Raw genomic sequence first — 17,529 nt, 5'->3', positions numbered from 1 at the left:
ATGCGCCTCACATCGGACTAGAAGGCGTTGAACAGGGGGTCCCCGTGGTCGCCGACGGCCGCCCAGCGCTGGGTCGCGCGTTCGAGCTTGTCGGGGTTGACCTGGTTGAGGATCGCGGCGATGCCCTCGGGGGTGATCTCCAGGCACATGATCCCGACGACCCGGCCCTCGAAGACCGCCACGATGGCGGGGGCGCCGTTGGCGGTCGTGGCGTAGACCCCGGGGGAGCCGCCGACCAGGGCGCGCATGGCCTTGCCGGGTTTGAACAGGCCCCGCATGAACGTCGCGACCGCGAGGGCGCCCTCGAACGCCTTGGCGCGGGCCGGGACCTTTCCGCCTCCGTCGCCGATGGAGACGGCGTCCTCGGTGAGCAGCCGCACCAGCGGCTCGGTCCGGCCGCTGGTGGCGGCCGCGAGGAACTCCCCGACGATCCGCCGGGCGGTCGCCTCGTCGATCTCGGTGCGGGTCCTGCCCTCCGCGACGTGCTTCTTGGCGCGGTGCAGGATCTGCTGGCAGGCGGCCTCGGTGAGGTCGAGGATCCCGGCGATCTCACGGTGCGGGTATCCGAACGCCTCCCGCAGCACGTACACCGCCCGCTCGTTGGGGGAGAGCCGCTCCATGAGGGCGAGCACCGCGTACGAGACCGATTCGCGCTGTTCGGCGGTGTCGGCGGGGCCGAGCATCGGGTCTCCGGCGAGCAGTGGCTCGGGGAGCCACTGGCCCACGTACATCTCTCGCCGGGCGCGGGCCGAGGTGAGCTGGTTGAGGCACAGGTTGGTGAGCGCCTTCGTCAGCCAGGCCTCGGGGACCTCGATACGGTCGACATCGGCGGCCTGCCAGCGCAGGAAGGTGTCCTGTACGGCGTCCTCGGCCTCGGTCGCGGAGCCGAGGAGGCGGTAGGCGATGGCCTCCAGGCGGGGCATGGAGGCCTCGAACCGCGCCACGTCGTTCACGGTCAGGGGCATGGCCCGGATTCTAGGGGCTGTCCCGCCGGGGATCGCGGGACAGTCCTTGGGCCGTGTCCGCGAAGTCCCCGGGCCGGCGACGGCGCTGTAGGTACTTTTGGCCACGGAACAAGGGAGCTCGTGCGTGGAATGGCAGTGCACCGGGCTCCGGTGGCCCGAGGAGCGTGGCGGTCCCGTGCTCGGGTGGCGGAAGGGGCGGGCGGTCCGGGGGAGCGCGCTGGCGTACGGGACCGAGTTCGGGTTCCGGGCCGAGGGGGTGCGGGGCTGTGCCGGGGCCCGGGGGAACGCGTGTCCGGTGGGGGCCGTGGTGGCGGCGCGGAGCACCGGGGGCAGGTGTCCGGAGTGCGGGCGGCTGGACCGGGCGCACTCGGTGGCGGCCGACACGATTCCCGATGATCCGCGTACCTACCGCGTGTACCTGGCCTGGTTCGGGCCCGGGATGGTGAAGGTGGGGATCACCGCCGAACAGCGCGGCGCGGCCCGGCTGCGGGAGCAGGGGGCGGTGGTCTTCAGCTGGCTGGGGCGGGGGCCGTTGATGGCGGCGCGCCGGGCCGAGGAGTTGCTCCGGGCCGCGCTCGGGGTGCCGGACCGGATTCCGTACGCGCGAAAGCGGGCGGTGCGGACGGAGCTCCCCGGGGCGGCCGGGCGGTCCGGTGAGGTGGCGGAGCTGTACGGGCGGGCGGTGGCGCTCGACGGGGGCGGCTGGCCCGAGGCGCTGGAGCGGCTGCCGTTCGAGGCAGTCGACCACGCGGGGATCTTCGGGATCGGTGAGGCCGGCAGGGCCGGTGAGGTGGGGGGGATCGGTGGGGTTGGCGGGCAGGGCGGTGCGGTGCGGGCGGTGACCGGGCTGGTGGACGGGGGCGCCGTCGCGGGGCGGCTGGTCGCGGCGGCCGGGCCGGATCTGCATCTGGAGACCGGTGCGGACGGCGTCGTCGTGGTGGACACCCGGCTGATGACCGGCTGGGCGCTGGCGGCGGCCGGCCCGGAGGCCGGGGTGAGCGTGCCGACCGTCGGCGTCGGGGGCGGCGTGTCGCAGGACGGGCTGTTCTGAGATCGTCGGGCGAACGGGCGAACGGGCGAACGGGCGAACGATCGGGCGGTCGGGCGAGCGGCGGTCGGATGGATGGGAGAGGGTGCCGGATGAGTGATGACCTTGCAGGCCGCGATGGAGTGGTGCGGTTCTGGGAACGGCTCGGGCTGCCGGGGCTCATCGACGTCCATACCCACTTCATGCCGGAGCAGGTGCTGCGCAAGGTCTGGGCCTACTTCGACTCAGCCGGTCCGCTGACCGGGATGGAGTGGCCGATCGCCTACCGGCACGACGAGGACGAACGGCTCGCGCTGCTCCGTTCGTTCGGTGTGCTCCGGTTCACCTCGATGCTCTACCCGCACAAGGCGGGCATGGCGGCCTGGCTGAACGGCTGGGCGGCCGGGTTCGCGGACCGGGTGCCCGACTGTCTGCACACCGCCACCTTCTTCCCCGAGGAGGGCGTGGAGCGGTACGTGGCGGAGGCGGTCGGGGCCGGGGCGCGGGTCTTCAAGTCGCATCTGCAGGTCGGGGCGTACGACCCGAACGATCCGCTGCTGGAACCCGTGTGGGGGCTGCTCGCCGAGGCCGGGGTCCCGGTCGTGATGCACTGCGGGTCCGGGCCCGCGCCCGGGAAGCACACCGGGCCACAACCGGTCGGCCGGCTGCTCGCCAGGCATCCCCGGCTGCGGCTGATCGTGGCGCACATGGGGATGCCGGAGTACACGGAGTTCCTGGCGCTCGCGGAGGCGTACCCGGAGGTGCGGCTCGACACGACGATGGTGTTCACCGACTTCACGGAGGACTTCACCCCCTTCCCGGTGGCGGAGCGGGGGCGGCTCGCGGCGCTCGGGGACCGGATCCTGCTGGGGACGGACTTCCCGAACATCCCGTATCCGTACGCCCATCAACTGCACGCCCTGGAGCGGCTGGAGCTCGGGGACGACTGGCTGCGGGCGGTCTGCCACGACAACGCGAAGGCGTTGTTCGACTGCTGACGCGGTGAGGGCCGGGGCCGCCGGGCCCAGGGCGGTCCCTCCTCCCGTGCCTTTCTCAGGGAATTCACAGAATCGGGAAAGAACTCTCTCAGAGGCGTCTCACAGGGTTGGGGCATGACGACGACGACCTCGCCCCAGGGGCGTACCGAACTGCTCAGGCCGGACCGCAGCCCCGTCCGGGTCCTGGTCGTGGACGACGAGGCCCCGCTGGCCGAGCTGCTCTCCATGGCGCTGCGTTACGAGGGCTGGGAGGTGCGCAGCGCCGGGGACGGCGCCGGTGCCGTCCGTACCGCCCGTGACTTCCGGCCCGACGCGGTGGTCCTCGATGTGATGCTGCCCGACATGGACGGGCTCGCCGTCCTCGGCAGGCTGCGCCGGGAGCTCTCCGACGTACCGGTGCTGTTCCTGACCGCGCGGGATTCCGTCGAGGACCGGATCGCCGGGCTCACGGCGGGCGGCGACGACTACGTCACGAAGCCGTTCAGCCTGGAGGAGGTCGTGGCCCGGCTGCGCGGGCTGATCCGGCGCTCCGGTACGGCGGCGGTGCGCAGCGAGTCGATGCTCGCCGTCGGCGACCTGACGCTGGACGAGGACAGCCACGAGGTGAGCCGGGGCGGTGCCAACATCCACCTCACCGCGACCGAGTTCGAGCTGCTGCGCTTCCTGATGCGCAATCCGCGCCGGGTGCTGAGCAAGGCGCAGATCCTGGACCGGGTCTGGAACTACGACTTCGGCGGCCAGGCCAACGTGGTCGAGCTCTACATCTCGTACCTGCGCAAGAAGATCGACGCCGGCCGGACGCCGATGATCCACACCCGGCGCGGGGCGGGATATCTCATCAAGCCCGGTGAGTAGGAGGGAGAGCAGCCCCGCGAGCAGCCCGGTGAAACGGCTGGTGAGGTTGCGGAAGGGGCCGTGGACGCTGCGGACCCGGCTCGTCGTCTCCGCGGTGACGCTGATCGCGGTCGTCGCGGCCGTGATCGGCTCGGTCACCGCCATCGCCTTCCACAGCTATATGTACGGCAAGCTCGACGACCAGCTGCGCGACATCGCCGTCCGGGCCGAGCGGATGCCGGGTGCGCCCGTACCCGGTGGGCTCAAGGGCAAGGAACCGCTCGGATTCATCGGCGGGGGAGGCCAGCCCCTCAATACGTTCGGCGCCGTCCTCGCGGACGGCGCGGTCACCGATTCGGTGGTCGTGAAGGACGGCGGGCCCGGCGTGCAGCCGAGCAACGAGCCGCTGACCGGGGCCCAGCAGGATGTCCTGGAGGCGGCCGGAGTCCGCGCGGACCGCAACGCGTACGACGTCGAGATGCCCGGACTCGGCGGCTACCGGGTGGAGGCCGTCCCCATGAGCGACGGCACGACCGTCCTCGTCGGCATTCCCACCGCCGAGGTGAGCAAGGCCCTCAGCACCCTGATCCTCGTCGAGGTCTGTGTGACCGGGGCCGGGCTCATCGCCGCCGGGATCGCGGGCGCCGCCATGGTCACGGTCGCCCTGCGGCCGCTGCGCCGGGTGGCCGCCACCGCGACGCGCGTCTCCGAAATACCGCTGCACAGCGGCGAGGTCGCCCTCTTCGAACGGGTTCCCGGGGCGGAGGCCGATCCGCGGACCGAGGTCGGCCAGGTCGGCGCGGCCCTCAACCGGATGCTGGGCCACGTCGGTTCGGCCCTGGACGCGCGGCAGAAGAGCGAGATGCGGGTCCGGCAGTTCGTCGCCGACGCCAGCCACGAGCTGCGCACCCCGCTCGCCTCGATCCGCGGATACGCCGAACTGACCCGGCGCGGCCGGGAGAGCACCGGCCCCGACACCCGGCACGCGCTGGGGCGGATCGAGTCGGAGGCCGAACGCATGACGGGCATGGTGGAGGATCTGCTGCTGCTCGCCAGGCTGGATGCCGGACGGCCGCTCTCGTACGAGAGCACCGATCTGTCACCGCTCGTCATAGACGCGGTGAGCGACGCCCGCGTCGCGGGCCGGACGGCCTCCCCGGACGGGCCCGGACCCACGCACCACTGGCGCCTTGAACTGCCCGAGGTGCCCGCGACCGTACGGGCCGATCCGACCAGGATCCAGCAGGTGCTGGTCAACCTGCTGGCCAACGCCCGTACGCACACCCCGCCCGGGACCACGGTCACGGCCCGGGTGCGCGCGGGGGCCGGGTATCCGTGGGTCACCCTGGAGGTCCAGGACAACGGGCCCGGCATCCCGCCGGAGCTGCTGCCGCACGTCTTCGAACGGTTCGCGCGCGGGGACGCCTCGCGCTCCCGGCACGCCGGGTCGACGGGGCTCGGTCTCGCCATCGTGCAGGCCGTCACCGCCGCGCACGGCGGGCTCGCCGAGGTGCGTTCGGTGCCGGGGGACACGGTGTTCGCCGTCCATCTGCCGGCGGACCCGGGGTGCGGGGACGGCCCGGAGCACTCACAGGGGGGCCACAGGCTCAGCACACGGGTGTGACAGCGCGGTTGGCGAGTGTCGATGTCATGCGAACCGACACTCCTTGGGGCACCCTGCCGGCCCGGGAACACCTCCTGGCCGGCGCGGGCGATGTGGCAGGTGCCCCCGTACTCGATGTGGTGGTACCCGTCTACAACGAGGAGAAGGACCTCGAACCGTGTGTGCTGCGGCTGCACGACCATCTGGCGCGTACCTTCCCGTACGACTTCAGGATCACGGTCGCGGACAACGCGAGCACCGACCGGACCGCGCAGGTGGCGCGGCGGCTCGCGGCGGCGCTTCCCCGGGTGCGGTCCTTCCGGCTGGAGGAGAAGGGCCGGGGACGGGCGCTGCGCACGGTCTGGTCGCACTCGGACGCCCCGGTCCTCGCGTACATGGACGTGGATCTCTCCACCGATCTGAACGCGCTGCTCCCGCTGGTCGCCCCGCTGATCTCCGGCCACTCCGACCTGGCCATCGGCTCGCGTCTCGCCCGCAGTTCGCGGGTGGTGCGGGGGACGAAGCGGGAGTTCATCTCGCGGGCGTACAACATCATCCTGCGCTCGTCGCTGGCCGCCCGGTTCAGCGATGCGCAGTGCGGGTTCAAGGCGATCCGCCGTGATGTCGCGCAACGGCTGCTGCCGATGGTCGAGGACACCGGCTGGTTCTTCGACACCGAGCTGCTGGTGCTCGCCGAGCGGGCCGGGCTGCGCATCCACGAGGTGCCGGTCGACTGGGTCGACGACCCCGACTCGACGGTCCACATCGTGCGGACCGCCACCGACGACCTGTTGGGCGTCTGGCGGGTCGGGCGCGCGCTGGCCGTCGGCGCGCTGCCGCTGGACCGGCTGGCCCGGCCCTTCGGCGACGACCCGCGCGACCGGCGGATCGGCGGGGTGCCGGGCGGACTGGCCCGGCAGCTGGTCGGGTTCTGCGTCGTGGGCGCCCTCTCGACCCTCTTCTACCTGGCCCTGTACTCGCTGTTCCGGCTGGGCGCCGGCCCGCAGATCGCCAACGGGGGCGCGCTGCTGGTGTCGGCCGTCGCCAATACGTCGGCCAACCGGAGGCTCACGTTCGGGGTGCGCGGCCGGGGCGGAGCCGTACGCCACCAGGCACAGGGCCTCGTGGTGTTCGCCATCGGCCTCGCGCTGACCAGCGGTTCGCTGGCCGCGCTGGGGGCGGCGACCGGAGCGCCCTCGCACTCCACCGAGCTCGCCGTGCTCATCGCGGCCAACCTCGCGGCAACGGTGCTGCGCTTCCTGCTCTTCCGCGCCTGGGTCTTCCCGGACCGCGACGGCCGTGAGCACGGCCCGGACCGCGACGGCCTCGCTCACGGCCCGGACCGCGCTGCCGCGGTTCCGGCCTCCGCGCTCGCGGACCCTGCCCCCGTCCCCGCTCCGGCCCCCGCCCCCGTCCCGGCCGATGACACCCGCCACGACCTGAGGAACGCCCGATGACCACGCTCCGTCCCGATCACCTCACCTCCCCACCGGACGCGCCCCCGCCCGCCGCCGCGACCGTGAACCACGGGCGTCCCGGCCGGTCGTTGCCGCACCGCGTGTGGCGGGGCCGGCCCGAGGACCCCGGCTGGGCGCGTCCGGCCTTCCTCGGCATGCTGCTGGTCATCACGGTGGCCTACCTGTGGAACCTCAGCGCCTCCGGCTACGCCAACTCCTTCTACTCCGCGGCCGCGCAGGCCGGCAGCCAGAGCTGGAAGGCCTTCTTCTTCGGCTCGCTGGACTCGGCCAACGCCATCACCGTCGACAAGCCCCCGGCGACCCTGTGGCCGATGGCCGTGTCAGTGCGCGTCCTCGGCCTCAGCTCCTGGGCGATCCTGCTGCCGCAGGTGCTGATGGGCGTGGCGACGGCCGGGGTGCTGTACGCCTCCGTACGGCGCCGCTTCAGCGCCGCCGCCGGGCTGATCACCATGGCGGTGTTCGCGCTGACGCCCGTCGCCGCGCTGATGTTCCGCTTCAACAACCCGGACGCGCTGCTCGCGCTGCTGATGACCGTCACGGTCTACTGCGTGCTGCGCGCGATGGAGCACGGCCGCACCAAGTGGCTGGTGTGGGCGGGCGTCGCGGTGGGTCTCGCGTTCCTGTCCAAGACCCTTCAGGCGTTCCTGATCCTGCCGCCGCTGGCGGTGCTGTACGCGGTGTTCGCACCCGTCTCCCTACGCAAGCGGTTCGGCCAGCTGGGGCTCTCGGCCCTGGCGATGGCCGTCGCGGGCGGCTGGTGGGTGGCGATCGTCGAGCTGTGGCCCGCCTCCTCACGTCCGTACATCGGCGGCTCGCAGAACAACTCGTTCCTTGAGCTGACCTTCGGCTACAACGGGCTCGGCCGGATCAACGGCGAGGAGACCGGCAGCGTCGGCGGCGGGGGCGGCCCCGGCGGCGGGTCCGGCGGTCAGTGGGGCGAGACCGGCATCGGCCGGATGTTCAACTCCGAGATCGGCAGCCAGATCTCCTGGCTGCTGCCCGCCGCGCTGATCCTGCTCGTCGCGGGCGTCTGGCTGACCTGGCGGGCAGGGGGGCACCTCCCAGGCATTAAGCGCTGGGGGAGGACGGACGCGGCCCGGGCGGCCTTCCTCGCCTGGGGCAGCTCGCTGCTGATGACCGCGGGCGTGTTCAGCTTCATGGCCGGCATCTTCCACCAGTACTACACGGTGGCCCTGGTCCCCTACATCGCGGCGCTGATCGGGATGGGCGTCACGGTCCTCTGGGAGGAGCGGTCCCGCTGGTGGGCGGGTGCCGCGCTCGCGCTCACCGTCGTCGCGACGGCACTCTGGTCGTACGTGCTGCTCGGCCGGACCCCGGACTATCTGCCGTGGCTGCGGCAGGCCGTACTCGTCGCCGGGCTCGTGGGCGCGGCGGGCCTGCTGCTTGCGGCCCGGCTGGGGCGCCAACTGGCCCTCGCCGCCGTGGGGCTGGGCTTCGCCGCCTCGCTGGCCGGACCGGTCGCCTACACGCTGAACACGCTGAACACCGGGCACCAGGGCTCGATCGTCACGGCCGGTCCGTCCGCCGGCGGGATGGGCGGATTCGGCGGCGGTGGCGGCCGCGGCGGCATGCAGCCTCCGGGCCGGGGCAAGCAGCAGGGCAATCAGCAGGGCGGCGGCATGGGCCGGCCGCCCACCGGCGGCCAGGGCGGGCAGCCCCCGACCGGCAGCCAGCAGGGCCAGGGCCGGACCGGCACATCGCAGCAGGGGCAGCAGCCGGGTGCCATGCCCGGCACCGGCGAAGGCTTCCGGGGCGGCGGCGGTGGTGGCGGCGGCATGGGCGGGCTGCTCAACGGCGCGTCCGTGGACACCGCGGCGAAGAAGCTCCTGGCGAGGAACGCGGACGACTACACCTGGAGCGCCGCGGCCATCGGCTCGCAGAACGCCGCCAGTTACCAGCTCGCCACCGGCGATCCGGTGATGGCGATCGGCGGCTTCAACGGCAGCGACCCGTCCCCGACGCTCTCCCAGTTCAAGAAGTACGTCGAGGACGGCCGCATCCACTACTTCATCTCCAGTGGGGAGGGCGGCGGTGGCGGCATGGGCGGCAACAGCGGTACCTCGTCGAAGATCTCCACCTGGGTCGAGGCGAACTTCAAGAAGGTCACGGCGGGCAGCGCCACGTTCTACGACCTGACCCAACCGACCTGACCCGGCCGAAGATCAGCTGAGGCTCAGCGCCGCAGCAACAGGTCCGCGACAACGGGGCGGTGGTCCGAGGCAAGCGTCTCGGCCACCCCCGCGTCGCGTACCCGCACGGTGTCCTTCGACACCGCCACGTAGTCGATCCGCTGCACCGGGTCCTGCGCCGGGAAGGTGGGGCCGCCCGGCTCGATGTCCGTCAGGTTCTCCCACAGCGGGGCCAGCTCGGGAGCGGTCGGCGCCGCGTTGAAGTCGCCGAGCAGGATCTGCCGCACGGGCCGCTGCTCCTCCTTCTGGTCCTCGGCCATGATCCGGCGGGTGTCCGCCACCTGGGCGGTGCGTACGGACGGGTCGCCGCGGTAGTCGAGGTGCGTCGCGTACACGTGCACGGGCAGCCCCTTCACCCGCAGGACCACCTCGCCGAATCCGGGAGCGGGCGCCGGTACCGGGTTCGGGTCCTGGGTGGAGAGCCGGGTGATGTCGTGGTTCTCGGCGCTCACGATCCTGTACCGGGACAGCACCGCGACCCCGAACTCGCGCCGCGGCGCACCCGCAGTCGCCGGGTCGAGGCTGTAGATCGGGGCGAACGACACCCGCATGCCGAGCCGCCTGCCCAGCTCGCCCGCCAGGTCCCGCCACTCGCTGCGGGCGCCCCAGTGGACGTCGACCTCCTGGAGCCCGATCACGTCCGCGTCCAGCGAGCGGAGCTCGGCCACCTGCCGGCCGAGATCGAAGACGTTGTCCATGCCCGCACCCGCATGGATGTTGTAGGTGGCGACACGCAGGGGCACCAGCCGCTCCCGACCGTGCCCGGCGGCCGACGCGGGAGGCGCGAGCGCCGTTCCCAACAGGCCCGCGGCAAGCAGGACTTCCACCGTACGACGACGCAGTGACATACCACTCCAGCCCTTGTCGGATCAGCGATCGGCACCGTATCGCGGGAAAGTCGGTTGTAGGCCGCACAGGAGCGGCTATACGGTGTACAACCGCTTCCCTGTACACCGTATAGGGCCATGACCGAACGCCCGGGAGTCCGTATGACGGCGACCGCCGCCGAGCAGAACCACCTCTCGCCGACGAGCCATCCGCAGCGCTGGCTGATCCTCGGTGTCATCTGCCTCGCACAGCTCACCGTGCTGCTCGACAACACCGTCCTCAACGTCGCGATCCCCTCCCTCACCCGCGAACTGGACGCCTCCACCGCCGATGTGCAGTGGATGATCAACGCCTACTCGCTCGTCCAGTCGGGTCTGCTGCTGACCGCCGGCAGCTCGGCCGACCGCTACGGCCGCAAGAAGATGCTGATCACGGGGCTCGCGCTGTTCGGCATCGGCTCGCTGGTGGCCGGGCTCGCCCAGTCCTCCGCGCAACTGATCGCCGCGCGGGCCGGGATGGGCATCGGCGGTGCGCTGCTGATGACCACGACGCTGGCCGTCGTCGTCCAGATCTTCGACGACGCCGAGCGGGTGAAGGCGATCGGTGTCTGGTCGACCGTCAGCTCCCTCGGCTTCGCCGTCGGCCCGCTGATCGGCGGGGTGATGCTGGACCACTTCTGGTGGGGCGCGATCTTCCTGATCAACATCCCGGTCGCCGTGATCGGCCTGGTGGCGGTGGCGCGGCTGGTGCCGGAGTCCAAGAACCCGACCGGGGACCGCCCCGACCTGCTCGGCGCGCTGCTCTCCACCATCGGCATGGCCGCGGTCGTCTACGCGATCATCTCCGGGCCGGGGCACGGCTGGACCTCCGGCCAGGTGCTGCTGACCGCCTTCACCGGGGTCGCCGTCCTCACCGGATTCGTGCTGTGGGAGCTGCACATCCCGTATCCGATGCTGGACATGCACTTCTTCCGGAACCAGCGGTTCGTCGGCGCGGTCGCGGGCGCGATCCTGGTCGCGTTCGGGATGGGCGGCTCGCTCTTCCTGCTCACCCAGCAGCTCCAGTTCGTGCTCGGTTACGGTCCGCTGGAGGCCGGTCTGCGGACGGCTCCGCTGGCGTTGAGCGTCATCGTCCTCAACCTCGCCGGGCTGGGCGCCCGGCTGGTGCCCAAGCTCGGCACGCCCGTCACCATCGCCTCCGGGATGGGGCTGCTCGCCGCCGGTCTGGCCTCGATCGCGCTGCTCGGCCGGGACGGCTACGGGGGCATGCTGCTCGGCCTCGTCGTGATGGGTGCGGGCATCGCACTCGCCATGCCCGCCATGGCCAACGCGATCATGAGCGCGATCCCGCCCGAGAAGGCGGGCGTCGGCGCCGGGGTCAACGGCACCCTCGCCGAATGCGGCAACGGCCTCGGGGTCGCGGTGCTCGGCGCCGTGCTGAACTCCCGGTTCGCCGCGCTCGTCCCGACGGCCGTCGGGGCGGCCTCCCTGCCCGCCGCACTGGCCGCCGCGAACGGCGAGGGGGAGCGGCAGCGCATCACGGACGCCTTCGCCTCGGGGCTGGCGACGAGCCAGCTGGTCGGGGCGGCGGCGGTGCTGGTGGGCGGTCTGCTGGCCGCCGTGCTGCTGCGCCGTGCGGAGCGAGGAGAATCGGCCCAGGCTGACCCGGCCGCGGTAGCGGCATAGCATCGGGCGGGACGTACCGGACCGTGCGACTCCGATTTCTGGGCATGGAGGACGTACCCGGTTCGTCCCGCCGGCGAGACAAGGGAGTGCGCCATGGTGTCCGCGGCCGATCGCGTGAAGAACCCTGCCAGGACGAGTGTGTGGCTCGACGGCAGGTCACCGACGCGCAGCCGGAAATCCGACCAGCCGGCCGGGCTGGACCGGGAGCGGATCACGGCGGCGTCGGTCCGGCTGCTGGACGCCGAGGGCCTCGCCAAGTTCTCCATGCGCCGCCTCGCCGCCGAGCTGAACGTCACGGCGATGTCCCTCTACTGGTACGTCGACACCAAGGACGACCTGCTGGAGCTGGCCCTGGACTCGGTCTTCGCCGAGATCGCGCCCCCGCGCACGGACGCCGACTGGCGCGAACGGCTGCGCGAACTGGCCACCAGCTACCGCAGCATGCTCGTCCGGCACACCTGGGCGTCGGCGCTGGCCGGGAACTTCCTGAACATCGGCCCGCACGCGATGCTCTTCTCGTACGCCATGCAGGACGTCGTCCGGGCCACCGCGCTGCCGCTGCGGCACCAGACGGGCGCGATGTCCGCGGTCTTCCAGTTCGTGTACGGATTCGGCACGATCGAGGGCCATGTCGTGCAGCGCTCCGCGGACGCGGGGCTCAGCCAGGACGAGTTCTACCGGCAGGCGATGGGCACGATCAGCGCCCAGCCGCAGCTGAAGGAGCTGTTGGCGGCCTCGCGGAGCCTGATGGAGGCGCGGGGCGGGGACACCGTCGAGGAGATGCGCGAGCGGGACTTCGCCTTCGCCCTCGACCTGCTGATCGCGGGCATCGAGGCGATGCGCGGGCGCGGGTAGCGCCCGTCCCTCCGGAGCTCCGCGCGCCCGGCCCTCCGGGGGCTGTCCGCGGCCGCCGTCAGTAGCCGCGTGCGGGGTTCACGGCGAGTGCCGGGACCCGGCCCGCCATGAGCGCCCGCAGGCACGCCGCGAAGTCCGTGATGATGTCGTCGTCCGCCGTGATGCCCGCGGAGTGCGAGGTGACCACCGTCCGGGGCAGCCGCCAGCAGCGGTCGCCCGGTGCGGCGGGCTCGTCCGCCAGCACGTCGAGCACCGCGCGTCCCACCGTCCCCGCGTGCAGCGCGGCCTCCAGCGCCTCCAGGTCCACGGTCGCGCCCCGGCCCACATTGATGAACGAGGCGCCGCCCATGGCCGCGAACCGGTCCGCCCCGAAGTAGCCCGTCGTCGCCCCGGTCAGCGGAAGCGCGGCGATCACCCAGCGGGCGGCCACCGGCTCGTCCGGACCGGCCGTCGCGTCGAAGCCGGGCGGAGGGATCGCGCGCGGGGTGCGCGCCACGCCCACCGTCCGGATGCCGCAGGCCCGCAGCAGCCCGGCGACGGCCGAGCCGATCCGGCCGGTGCCGTGGATCAACGCGGTCTGCCCGGAGGCGAGTTCGGAGGGGATACGGCGCCACTCGGCCCGCTCGTGCTGCGCGGCGAACTCCGGTACGGACTGGCAGTCGGCCAGCACCCAGGCCAGCACGTACTGTGCGATCCGCTCGCCCATCCGGCCCACCGTCCGGGTGAGCAGCGCCCCGGACGGCCACGGCCCGGCGTCCAGAACCGCGTCGGTCCCGGCGTTCACGCTGTGGAACCAGAGCAGCCCGTCCCCGCGCAGCGCCTCGGGCAGGGCGGCCCCCACGTACACGTAGGGGCCGGCCGGCACGGTGTCCTCCGGCTCCACCGGCCGCCCGGCGATCCGCTCCAGCGAGCGGACGACGGGCGCGGCGAGGCCGGGCGCGGCCAGCAGCCGCGCCCGCGCGAGGTGTTCGGTGCTGACCGGCGGGACGGTCACGGGGCGGGCCGCCCGGCGCCGGTGAGCCGGACGGTCACCCGGTCAGCCATCGGACGCAGGCCGTGCCGGGAAGCCGCCCGTCGCGACCGGGCTCCACCGCTCGGGAGTGACCCTGATGATCGACTTCCCCTGCTTCACCATCGCCGCCCGGTACTCGTCCCAGTCGGGGTGCTCCCCCGAGATGGTGCGGAAGTACTCGACGAGCGGCTCGACCGAGTCCGGTGAGTCGATCACCTCGGCCGAGCCGTCGATCTGCACCCACGGCCCGTCCCACTCGTCGGACAGGACGATCAGGCTCACCCGGTCGTCCCGCTTGGCGTTACGGGTCTTGGCCCGTTCGGGGTACGTCGAGATGACGATCCGGCCCGCGTCGTCGACGCCGCAGGTGAGCGGGGAGCCCTGGGGGCGGCCGTCGGACCGGGTGGTCAGCAGGACCGCCCGGTGCCTGGGGCGTACGAATGCCAGCAACTCGTCGAGTTCCACGATGGTGTTGGTCGCGATGTTGGGTGCCATGGAACAGACCCTATGACCGCGGGGGTTACGCGGCCGGAAGGGAATCGCCCTGCACGGCCTGGATGTCGAGCTCCACCCGCAGCGTCGTGCCGATCGCCGAGATGCCCGCCTGGATCACCTGGTTGTAGTTCATGGCGAAGTCCTCCCGGCGCAGCTCGGCCGTCGCCCGGAACGCCGCGCGCACACCGCCCCACGGGTCGGGGCCGGTGCCGAGGTAGGTCAGGTCGAGGTCGATGGGGCGCTTCACGCCGTGCAGCGTGAGCTCGCCGTGCACGGTCCACCGGTCGGGGCCGGCCGGGGTCAGCCCGCTGGAGCGGTAGGTGATCTCCGGGAACCGGTCCGTGTCGAGGAAGTCCGGCGACCGCAGGTGCTTGTCCCGCATGCCGTTGCCGGTGTCGATGCTGGTCGCGCTGATGACCGCGTCCACCCGGGACCGCTGCAGGTCCTCGGCGATCTCGATCCGGCCGCCGAACTCGGTGAACCGGCCGTGCACGCTGGAGATCCCCAGGTGCTGGGCGACCGCGCCCACCGAGCAGTGCGCCGGGTCCAGCGACCAGGCGCCCGGCGGCGGCAGCTCCACACCGCCCTGGCGGGCCAGCACCACCGTGCCGGCCTCGACCCGGCCGCTCGCCGTGACGAGGGCGGTCGAGGCGGCGGGGGCGTACCCGACCGCCGTCACGATCACGGTGTACGCGCCCGCGGACAGCGGGGTGTCGGCGCGCACCGCCCCGTCCTCGTCGGCGGCGGCCCGCAGCACCTGCGTCCCGGTCATGTCGGTGACCGTCACGACCGCGTGCTGGACCGCCCAGCCGTCCCGCGTCCGTACCTGTGCGCGAAGTCCCATCCCGTTTTCTCTCCTTGCTCAATGCCCCGTCCGCTCACGGAACGGGTCACTCAATGAGTCGGGCCCCGGGGCGGGGACGGCAGGCCGTCCCCTGCCTGCCGTCCCCGCCACCGGGGCCCATTTCCACCGGCCGGGACAGCCTCTCCGCTCGAGGGCCGTCCCGCCAGGGGTCTTGACTACTCGCCGGGGTGGGCGAGCTCGATGTCGTGGCCGTCGACACCGCGACCGGCCACGGTCAGGGCGCCTGCCACCGGCGGGTATCCGGTCGCGATGACCGAGTACTCGCCCGCGTCCAGGTCGGTGAAGGCGTACGCCCCGTCCTCCCCGGTCGTCGAGTTGGCGATCACGTTGCCCGCCGCGTCGATCAGTGTGACGCGGGCGTCCGGCAGCGGCCGCAGACCGGAACCGGCCCGCACGACACCCTGCACCAGCGCACCGGACCGCAGTGCGGCGTCGACCCGGGTGACACCCTGGCCGCCGACCTCCACGGGCAGTGCCATCGGGCGGAACCCGGCCGCGTTGACCGCGACGGTCACCGAACCGGGGACCAGCTCACCGAAGGTGAACTCGCCCGTCACACCGGACTTGCCGGTGGCCAGCACGTCGCCGCGGACATCGGTCACGATGATCATGGCGCCCTCGACCGGCGAACCGCTCTCGGCGGCCCGCACGGTCCCGGCCAGCCCGCTCGTACCGGCGAGCAGGATGTCGTACGCGAGCGGCTCCTCGCCGACGACCACGGTGGACGCCTGCGGCTGGAAGCCGTCGGCGGACGCGATCAGCACGTACGAACCGGCGCCCGGGGCGTTCAGACCGTAGCTGCCGTCGGCCTGCGCGGCCGAGATGCCCAGCTGCCGGCCGCCCAGCGAGATCAGCGTGACAGCGGCACCGCCGACGGGTGCGCCCTCGGCGCCGCGCACCACACCGCTTACCGCGGTGCCCTGCAGGGTCGCCACCGGAGCGGCCTGAGGGGTGTCGACCGCGGTGACGCCGGCCGATCCCTCGGAGACCAGTGCGGTGGTACCGGACGGGACCCCGGCGAGCGCCGCCGTCTCGACCGGAACAGCCGCCTCGACCGGAGCCGGTGCCTCGGCCCGCGCCGGGGCGTCGTTCGCGGCGTTCGTCCTCAGCGCGACCTCCTTGATGAAGATCGTGATGATGAAGGCGAGCAGGGCGGCCGGAGCCGCGTAAAGGAAGACGTCACCGACGCCGTGTCCGTAGGCGGCCTCCACGACCGTACGGATCGGTGCGGGCAGCTTGTCCAGGTCGGGGATGCCCCCGCCGCCGGTGCCCATGGACGCGCCCTGGGTACCGAGGTCCGCCAGGCCGTCCTTGACGTAGTGGGTGACGCGGTTCGCCATGATGGCGCCCAGTGCCGAGACACCGATGGCACCACCGAGCGAGCGGAAGAAGGTGACGACGGAGCTGGCCGAACCGAGGTCCTTGGGGTCGACCTGGTTCTGGGTGGCGAGCACCAGGTTCTGCATCATCATGCCGACGCCGAGCCCCATCACGAACATGTAGATCGCGATCTGCCAGTACGCCGTGTCGTACCGGATGGTGCCGAGCATGCCGAGCCCGGCCGTGATCAGGAAGCCACCGCTGACCAGCCAGGCCTTCCAGCGGCCCGTCCTGGTGATGACCTGGCCCGAGATGGTGGAGGAGAGGAACAGACCCGTGATCATCGGGATCGTCATCACACCGGACATCGTCGGCGACTTGCCGCGCGCCAGCTGGAAGTACTGGCTGAAGAAGACGGTGCCCGCGAACATCGCGATACCGACGAACAGCGAGGCGAGCGAGGCGAGCGTGATGGTGCGGTTGCGGAACAGCCGCAGCGGGATGATCGGCTCACTGGCCCGCGACTCGGTGAGGACGAAGAGCAGCGCGAGGACCACCGAGCCGGCCAGCATCACGCCGGTCTGCCAGGACATCCAGTCGTACTTGTCGCCCGCGAAGGTCACCCAGAGGAGCAGCAGCGAGACGGCGGAGCTGATGAAGAAGGCCCCGGTCCAGTCGACCTTGACCTCGCGCTTGACGACCGGGAGCTTCAGGGTCTTCTGCAGCACGACGAGGGCGATGGCCGCGAACGGCACACCGACGTAGAAGCACCAGCGCCAGCCCATCCAGCTGGTGTCGGTGATGACACCGCCGAGCAGCGGGCCGCCGACGGTGGCGACGGCGAAGACAGCACCGAGGTAGCCGCTGTAGCGACCGCGCTCACGCGGGGCGATCATCGCGGCCATCACGATCTGGGCGAGGGCGGAGAGACCGCCGACGCCGATGCCCTGCACCACACGGCAGGCGATCAGCATGCCGCTGCTGGTCGACATACCGGCGACGACCGAGCCGAGGACGTAGATGACCAGTGCTATCTGGACCAGCAGCTTCTTGCTGAACAGGTCGGAGAGCTTGCCCCACAGGGGGGTGGTCGCCGTCATGGCCAGCAGCGAGGCCGTGACGACCCAGGTGTAGGCGCTCTGGCCGCCGCCGAGGTCGGAGATGATCTCCGGCAGGGCGTTGGTGACGACGGTGGACGACAGAATCGCGACGAACATGCCGAGCATGAGCCCGGTGAGTGCTTCCATGATCTGCCGGTGTGTCATCGGCGTGCCGTCGGAGGAATCGTGCCCTCCGTGCTTGGCGTGGCCGCCCCGCACACCGGTTGGTGTGGTCGTAGCCATTTAATTCCTTG

At 72.2% G+C, this 17,529-nt stretch carries 14 protein-coding genes; 8 read left to right on the top strand and 6 right to left on the bottom strand.

Going from position 1 to position 17,529, the window contains the following annotated elements; genetic code table 11:
• Positions 1-17 precede the first annotated feature (17 nt).
• Positions 18-965 carry an RNA polymerase sigma factor SigJ gene (gene sigJ / locus OG322_RS17570; RefSeq protein WP_329306646.1) on the bottom strand — a complete coding sequence of 316 codons (948 nt, stop codon included), beginning with the start codon at positions 963-965 and terminating at the stop codon, positions 18-20.
• Positions 966-1,089: 124 nt separating this feature from the next.
• Between sigJ and OG322_RS17565 the strand changes: the two genes are divergently transcribed.
• The 6 genes from OG322_RS17565 to OG322_RS17540 all read left to right on the top strand — a co-directional run bounded on the left by OG322_RS17565 (position 1,090) and on the right by OG322_RS17540 (position 9,076).
• The gene (locus OG322_RS17565) at positions 1,090-2,016 is read left to right on the top strand and encodes a DUF2797 domain-containing protein (RefSeq protein WP_123460530.1); all 927 of its coding nucleotides are present in this window, start codon (positions 1,090-1,092) and stop codon (positions 2,014-2,016) included.
• Positions 2,017-2,105: 89 nt separating this feature from the next.
• On the top strand, positions 2,106-2,990 hold the full coding sequence (locus OG322_RS17560) for an amidohydrolase family protein (protein WP_123460531.1): 885 nt from the start codon (positions 2,106-2,108) through the stop codon (positions 2,988-2,990).
• Positions 2,991-3,104: 114 nt separating this feature from the next.
• Complete coding sequence (locus tag OG322_RS17555) at positions 3,105-3,845, top strand: response regulator transcription factor (protein WP_123460532.1); 741 nt, start codon at positions 3,105-3,107, stop codon at positions 3,843-3,845.
• Positions 3,846-3,891: 46 nt separating this feature from the next.
• Positions 3,892-5,448 carry a HAMP domain-containing sensor histidine kinase gene (locus OG322_RS17550; protein ID WP_329307742.1) on the top strand — a complete coding sequence of 519 codons (1,557 nt, stop codon included), beginning with the start codon at positions 3,892-3,894 and terminating at the stop codon, positions 5,446-5,448.
• A 26-nt stretch (positions 5,449-5,474) separates the two neighbouring features.
• Positions 5,475-6,884, top strand: coding sequence for a bifunctional glycosyltransferase family 2/GtrA family protein (locus OG322_RS17545; RefSeq protein ID WP_329306645.1), 1,410 nt, complete (start codon positions 5,475-5,477; stop codon positions 6,882-6,884).
• Positions 6,881-9,076, top strand: a complete 2,196-nt coding sequence (locus OG322_RS17540) for an ArnT family glycosyltransferase (RefSeq protein ID WP_329306644.1) — start codon at positions 6,881-6,883, stop codon at positions 9,074-9,076. The genes OG322_RS17545 and OG322_RS17540 overlap by 4 nt, the downstream gene beginning before the upstream one ends.
• Before the next feature lie 23 nt (positions 9,077-9,099).
• On the opposite strand, the gene OG322_RS17535 is transcribed toward OG322_RS17540, so the two are convergent.
• Positions 9,100-9,963, bottom strand: a complete 864-nt coding sequence (locus OG322_RS17535) for an endonuclease/exonuclease/phosphatase family protein (protein ID WP_329306643.1) — start codon at positions 9,961-9,963, stop codon at positions 9,100-9,102.
• A 141-nt stretch (positions 9,964-10,104) separates the two neighbouring features.
• Here OG322_RS17535 and OG322_RS17530 point away from each other — a divergent pair, with 141 nt between their 5' ends.
• The gene (locus OG322_RS17530) at positions 10,105-11,628 is read left to right on the top strand and encodes an MFS transporter (RefSeq protein ID WP_124285241.1); all 1,524 of its coding nucleotides are present in this window, start codon (positions 10,105-10,107) and stop codon (positions 11,626-11,628) included.
• A gap of 93 nt (positions 11,629-11,721) precedes the next feature.
• On the top strand, positions 11,722-12,483 hold the full coding sequence (locus tag OG322_RS17525) for a TetR/AcrR family transcriptional regulator (RefSeq protein ID WP_329306642.1): 762 nt from the start codon (positions 11,722-11,724) through the stop codon (positions 12,481-12,483).
• A 58-nt stretch (positions 12,484-12,541) separates the two neighbouring features.
• Here the strand turns inward: OG322_RS17525 and OG322_RS17520 are convergent, their stop codons facing one another.
• The 4 genes from OG322_RS17520 to OG322_RS17505 form a co-directional block, all read right to left on the bottom strand.
• Positions 12,542-13,477 carry an NAD(P)-dependent oxidoreductase gene (locus OG322_RS17520; protein WP_123460537.1) on the bottom strand — a complete coding sequence of 312 codons (936 nt, stop codon included), beginning with the start codon at positions 13,475-13,477 and terminating at the stop codon, positions 12,542-12,544.
• A 42-nt stretch (positions 13,478-13,519) separates the two neighbouring features.
• The gene (locus tag OG322_RS17515; protein WP_123460538.1) at positions 13,520-13,990 is read right to left on the bottom strand and encodes a PPOX class F420-dependent oxidoreductase; all 471 of its coding nucleotides are present in this window, start codon (positions 13,988-13,990) and stop codon (positions 13,520-13,522) included.
• A gap of 25 nt (positions 13,991-14,015) precedes the next feature.
• On the bottom strand, positions 14,016-14,834 hold the full coding sequence (locus OG322_RS17510) for a YceI family protein (protein ID WP_123460539.1): 819 nt from the start codon (positions 14,832-14,834) through the stop codon (positions 14,016-14,018).
• Between the two features lie 176 nt (positions 14,835-15,010).
• Positions 15,011-17,518 (bottom strand): MFS transporter, encoded by a 2,508-nt coding sequence (locus tag OG322_RS17505; protein WP_185095336.1) that lies wholly within the window; start codon positions 17,516-17,518, stop codon positions 15,011-15,013.
• Positions 17,519-17,529 lie beyond the last annotated feature (11 nt).

The sequence above is a fragment of the Streptomyces sp. NBC_01260 genome, assembly GCF_036226405.1.
Lineage (GTDB): Bacteria > Actinomycetota > Actinomycetes > Streptomycetales > Streptomycetaceae > Streptomyces > Streptomyces laculatispora.
This window is presented reverse-complemented; position numbering and strand designations above follow the sequence as displayed.

What these genes read in the sequence shown, in the direction of transcription:
- OG322_RS17515 (WP_123460538.1), bottom strand. Translation starts at nt 13,990, where the DNA reads ATGGCACCCAACATCGCGACCAACACCATCGTGGAACTCGACGAGTTG.
- OG322_RS17510 (WP_123460539.1), bottom strand. Translation starts at nt 14,834, where the DNA reads ATGGGACTTCGCGCACAGGTACGGACGCGGGACGGCTGGGCGGTCCAG.
- sigJ (WP_329306646.1), bottom strand. Translation starts at nt 965, where the DNA reads ATGCCCCTGACCGTGAACGACGTGGCGCGGTTCGAGGCCTCCATGCCC.
- OG322_RS17545 (WP_329306645.1), top strand. Translation starts at nt 5,475, where the DNA reads ATGCGAACCGACACTCCTTGGGGCACCCTGCCGGCCCGGGAACACCTC.
- OG322_RS17530 (WP_124285241.1), top strand. Translation starts at nt 10,105, where the DNA reads ATGACGGCGACCGCCGCCGAGCAGAACCACCTCTCGCCGACGAGCCAT.
- OG322_RS17540 (WP_329306644.1), top strand. Translation starts at nt 6,881, where the DNA reads ATGACCACGCTCCGTCCCGATCACCTCACCTCCCCACCGGACGCGCCC.
- OG322_RS17505 (WP_185095336.1), bottom strand. Translation starts at nt 17,518, where the DNA reads ATGGCTACGACCACACCAACCGGTGTGCGGGGCGGCCACGCCAAGCAC.
- OG322_RS17555 (WP_123460532.1), top strand. Translation starts at nt 3,105, where the DNA reads ATGACGACGACGACCTCGCCCCAGGGGCGTACCGAACTGCTCAGGCCG.
- OG322_RS17535 (WP_329306643.1), bottom strand. Translation starts at nt 9,963, where the DNA reads ATGTCACTGCGTCGTCGTACGGTGGAAGTCCTGCTTGCCGCGGGCCTG.
- OG322_RS17525 (WP_329306642.1), top strand. Translation starts at nt 11,722, where the DNA reads ATGGTGTCCGCGGCCGATCGCGTGAAGAACCCTGCCAGGACGAGTGTG.
- OG322_RS17560 (WP_123460531.1), top strand. Translation starts at nt 2,106, where the DNA reads ATGAGTGATGACCTTGCAGGCCGCGATGGAGTGGTGCGGTTCTGGGAA.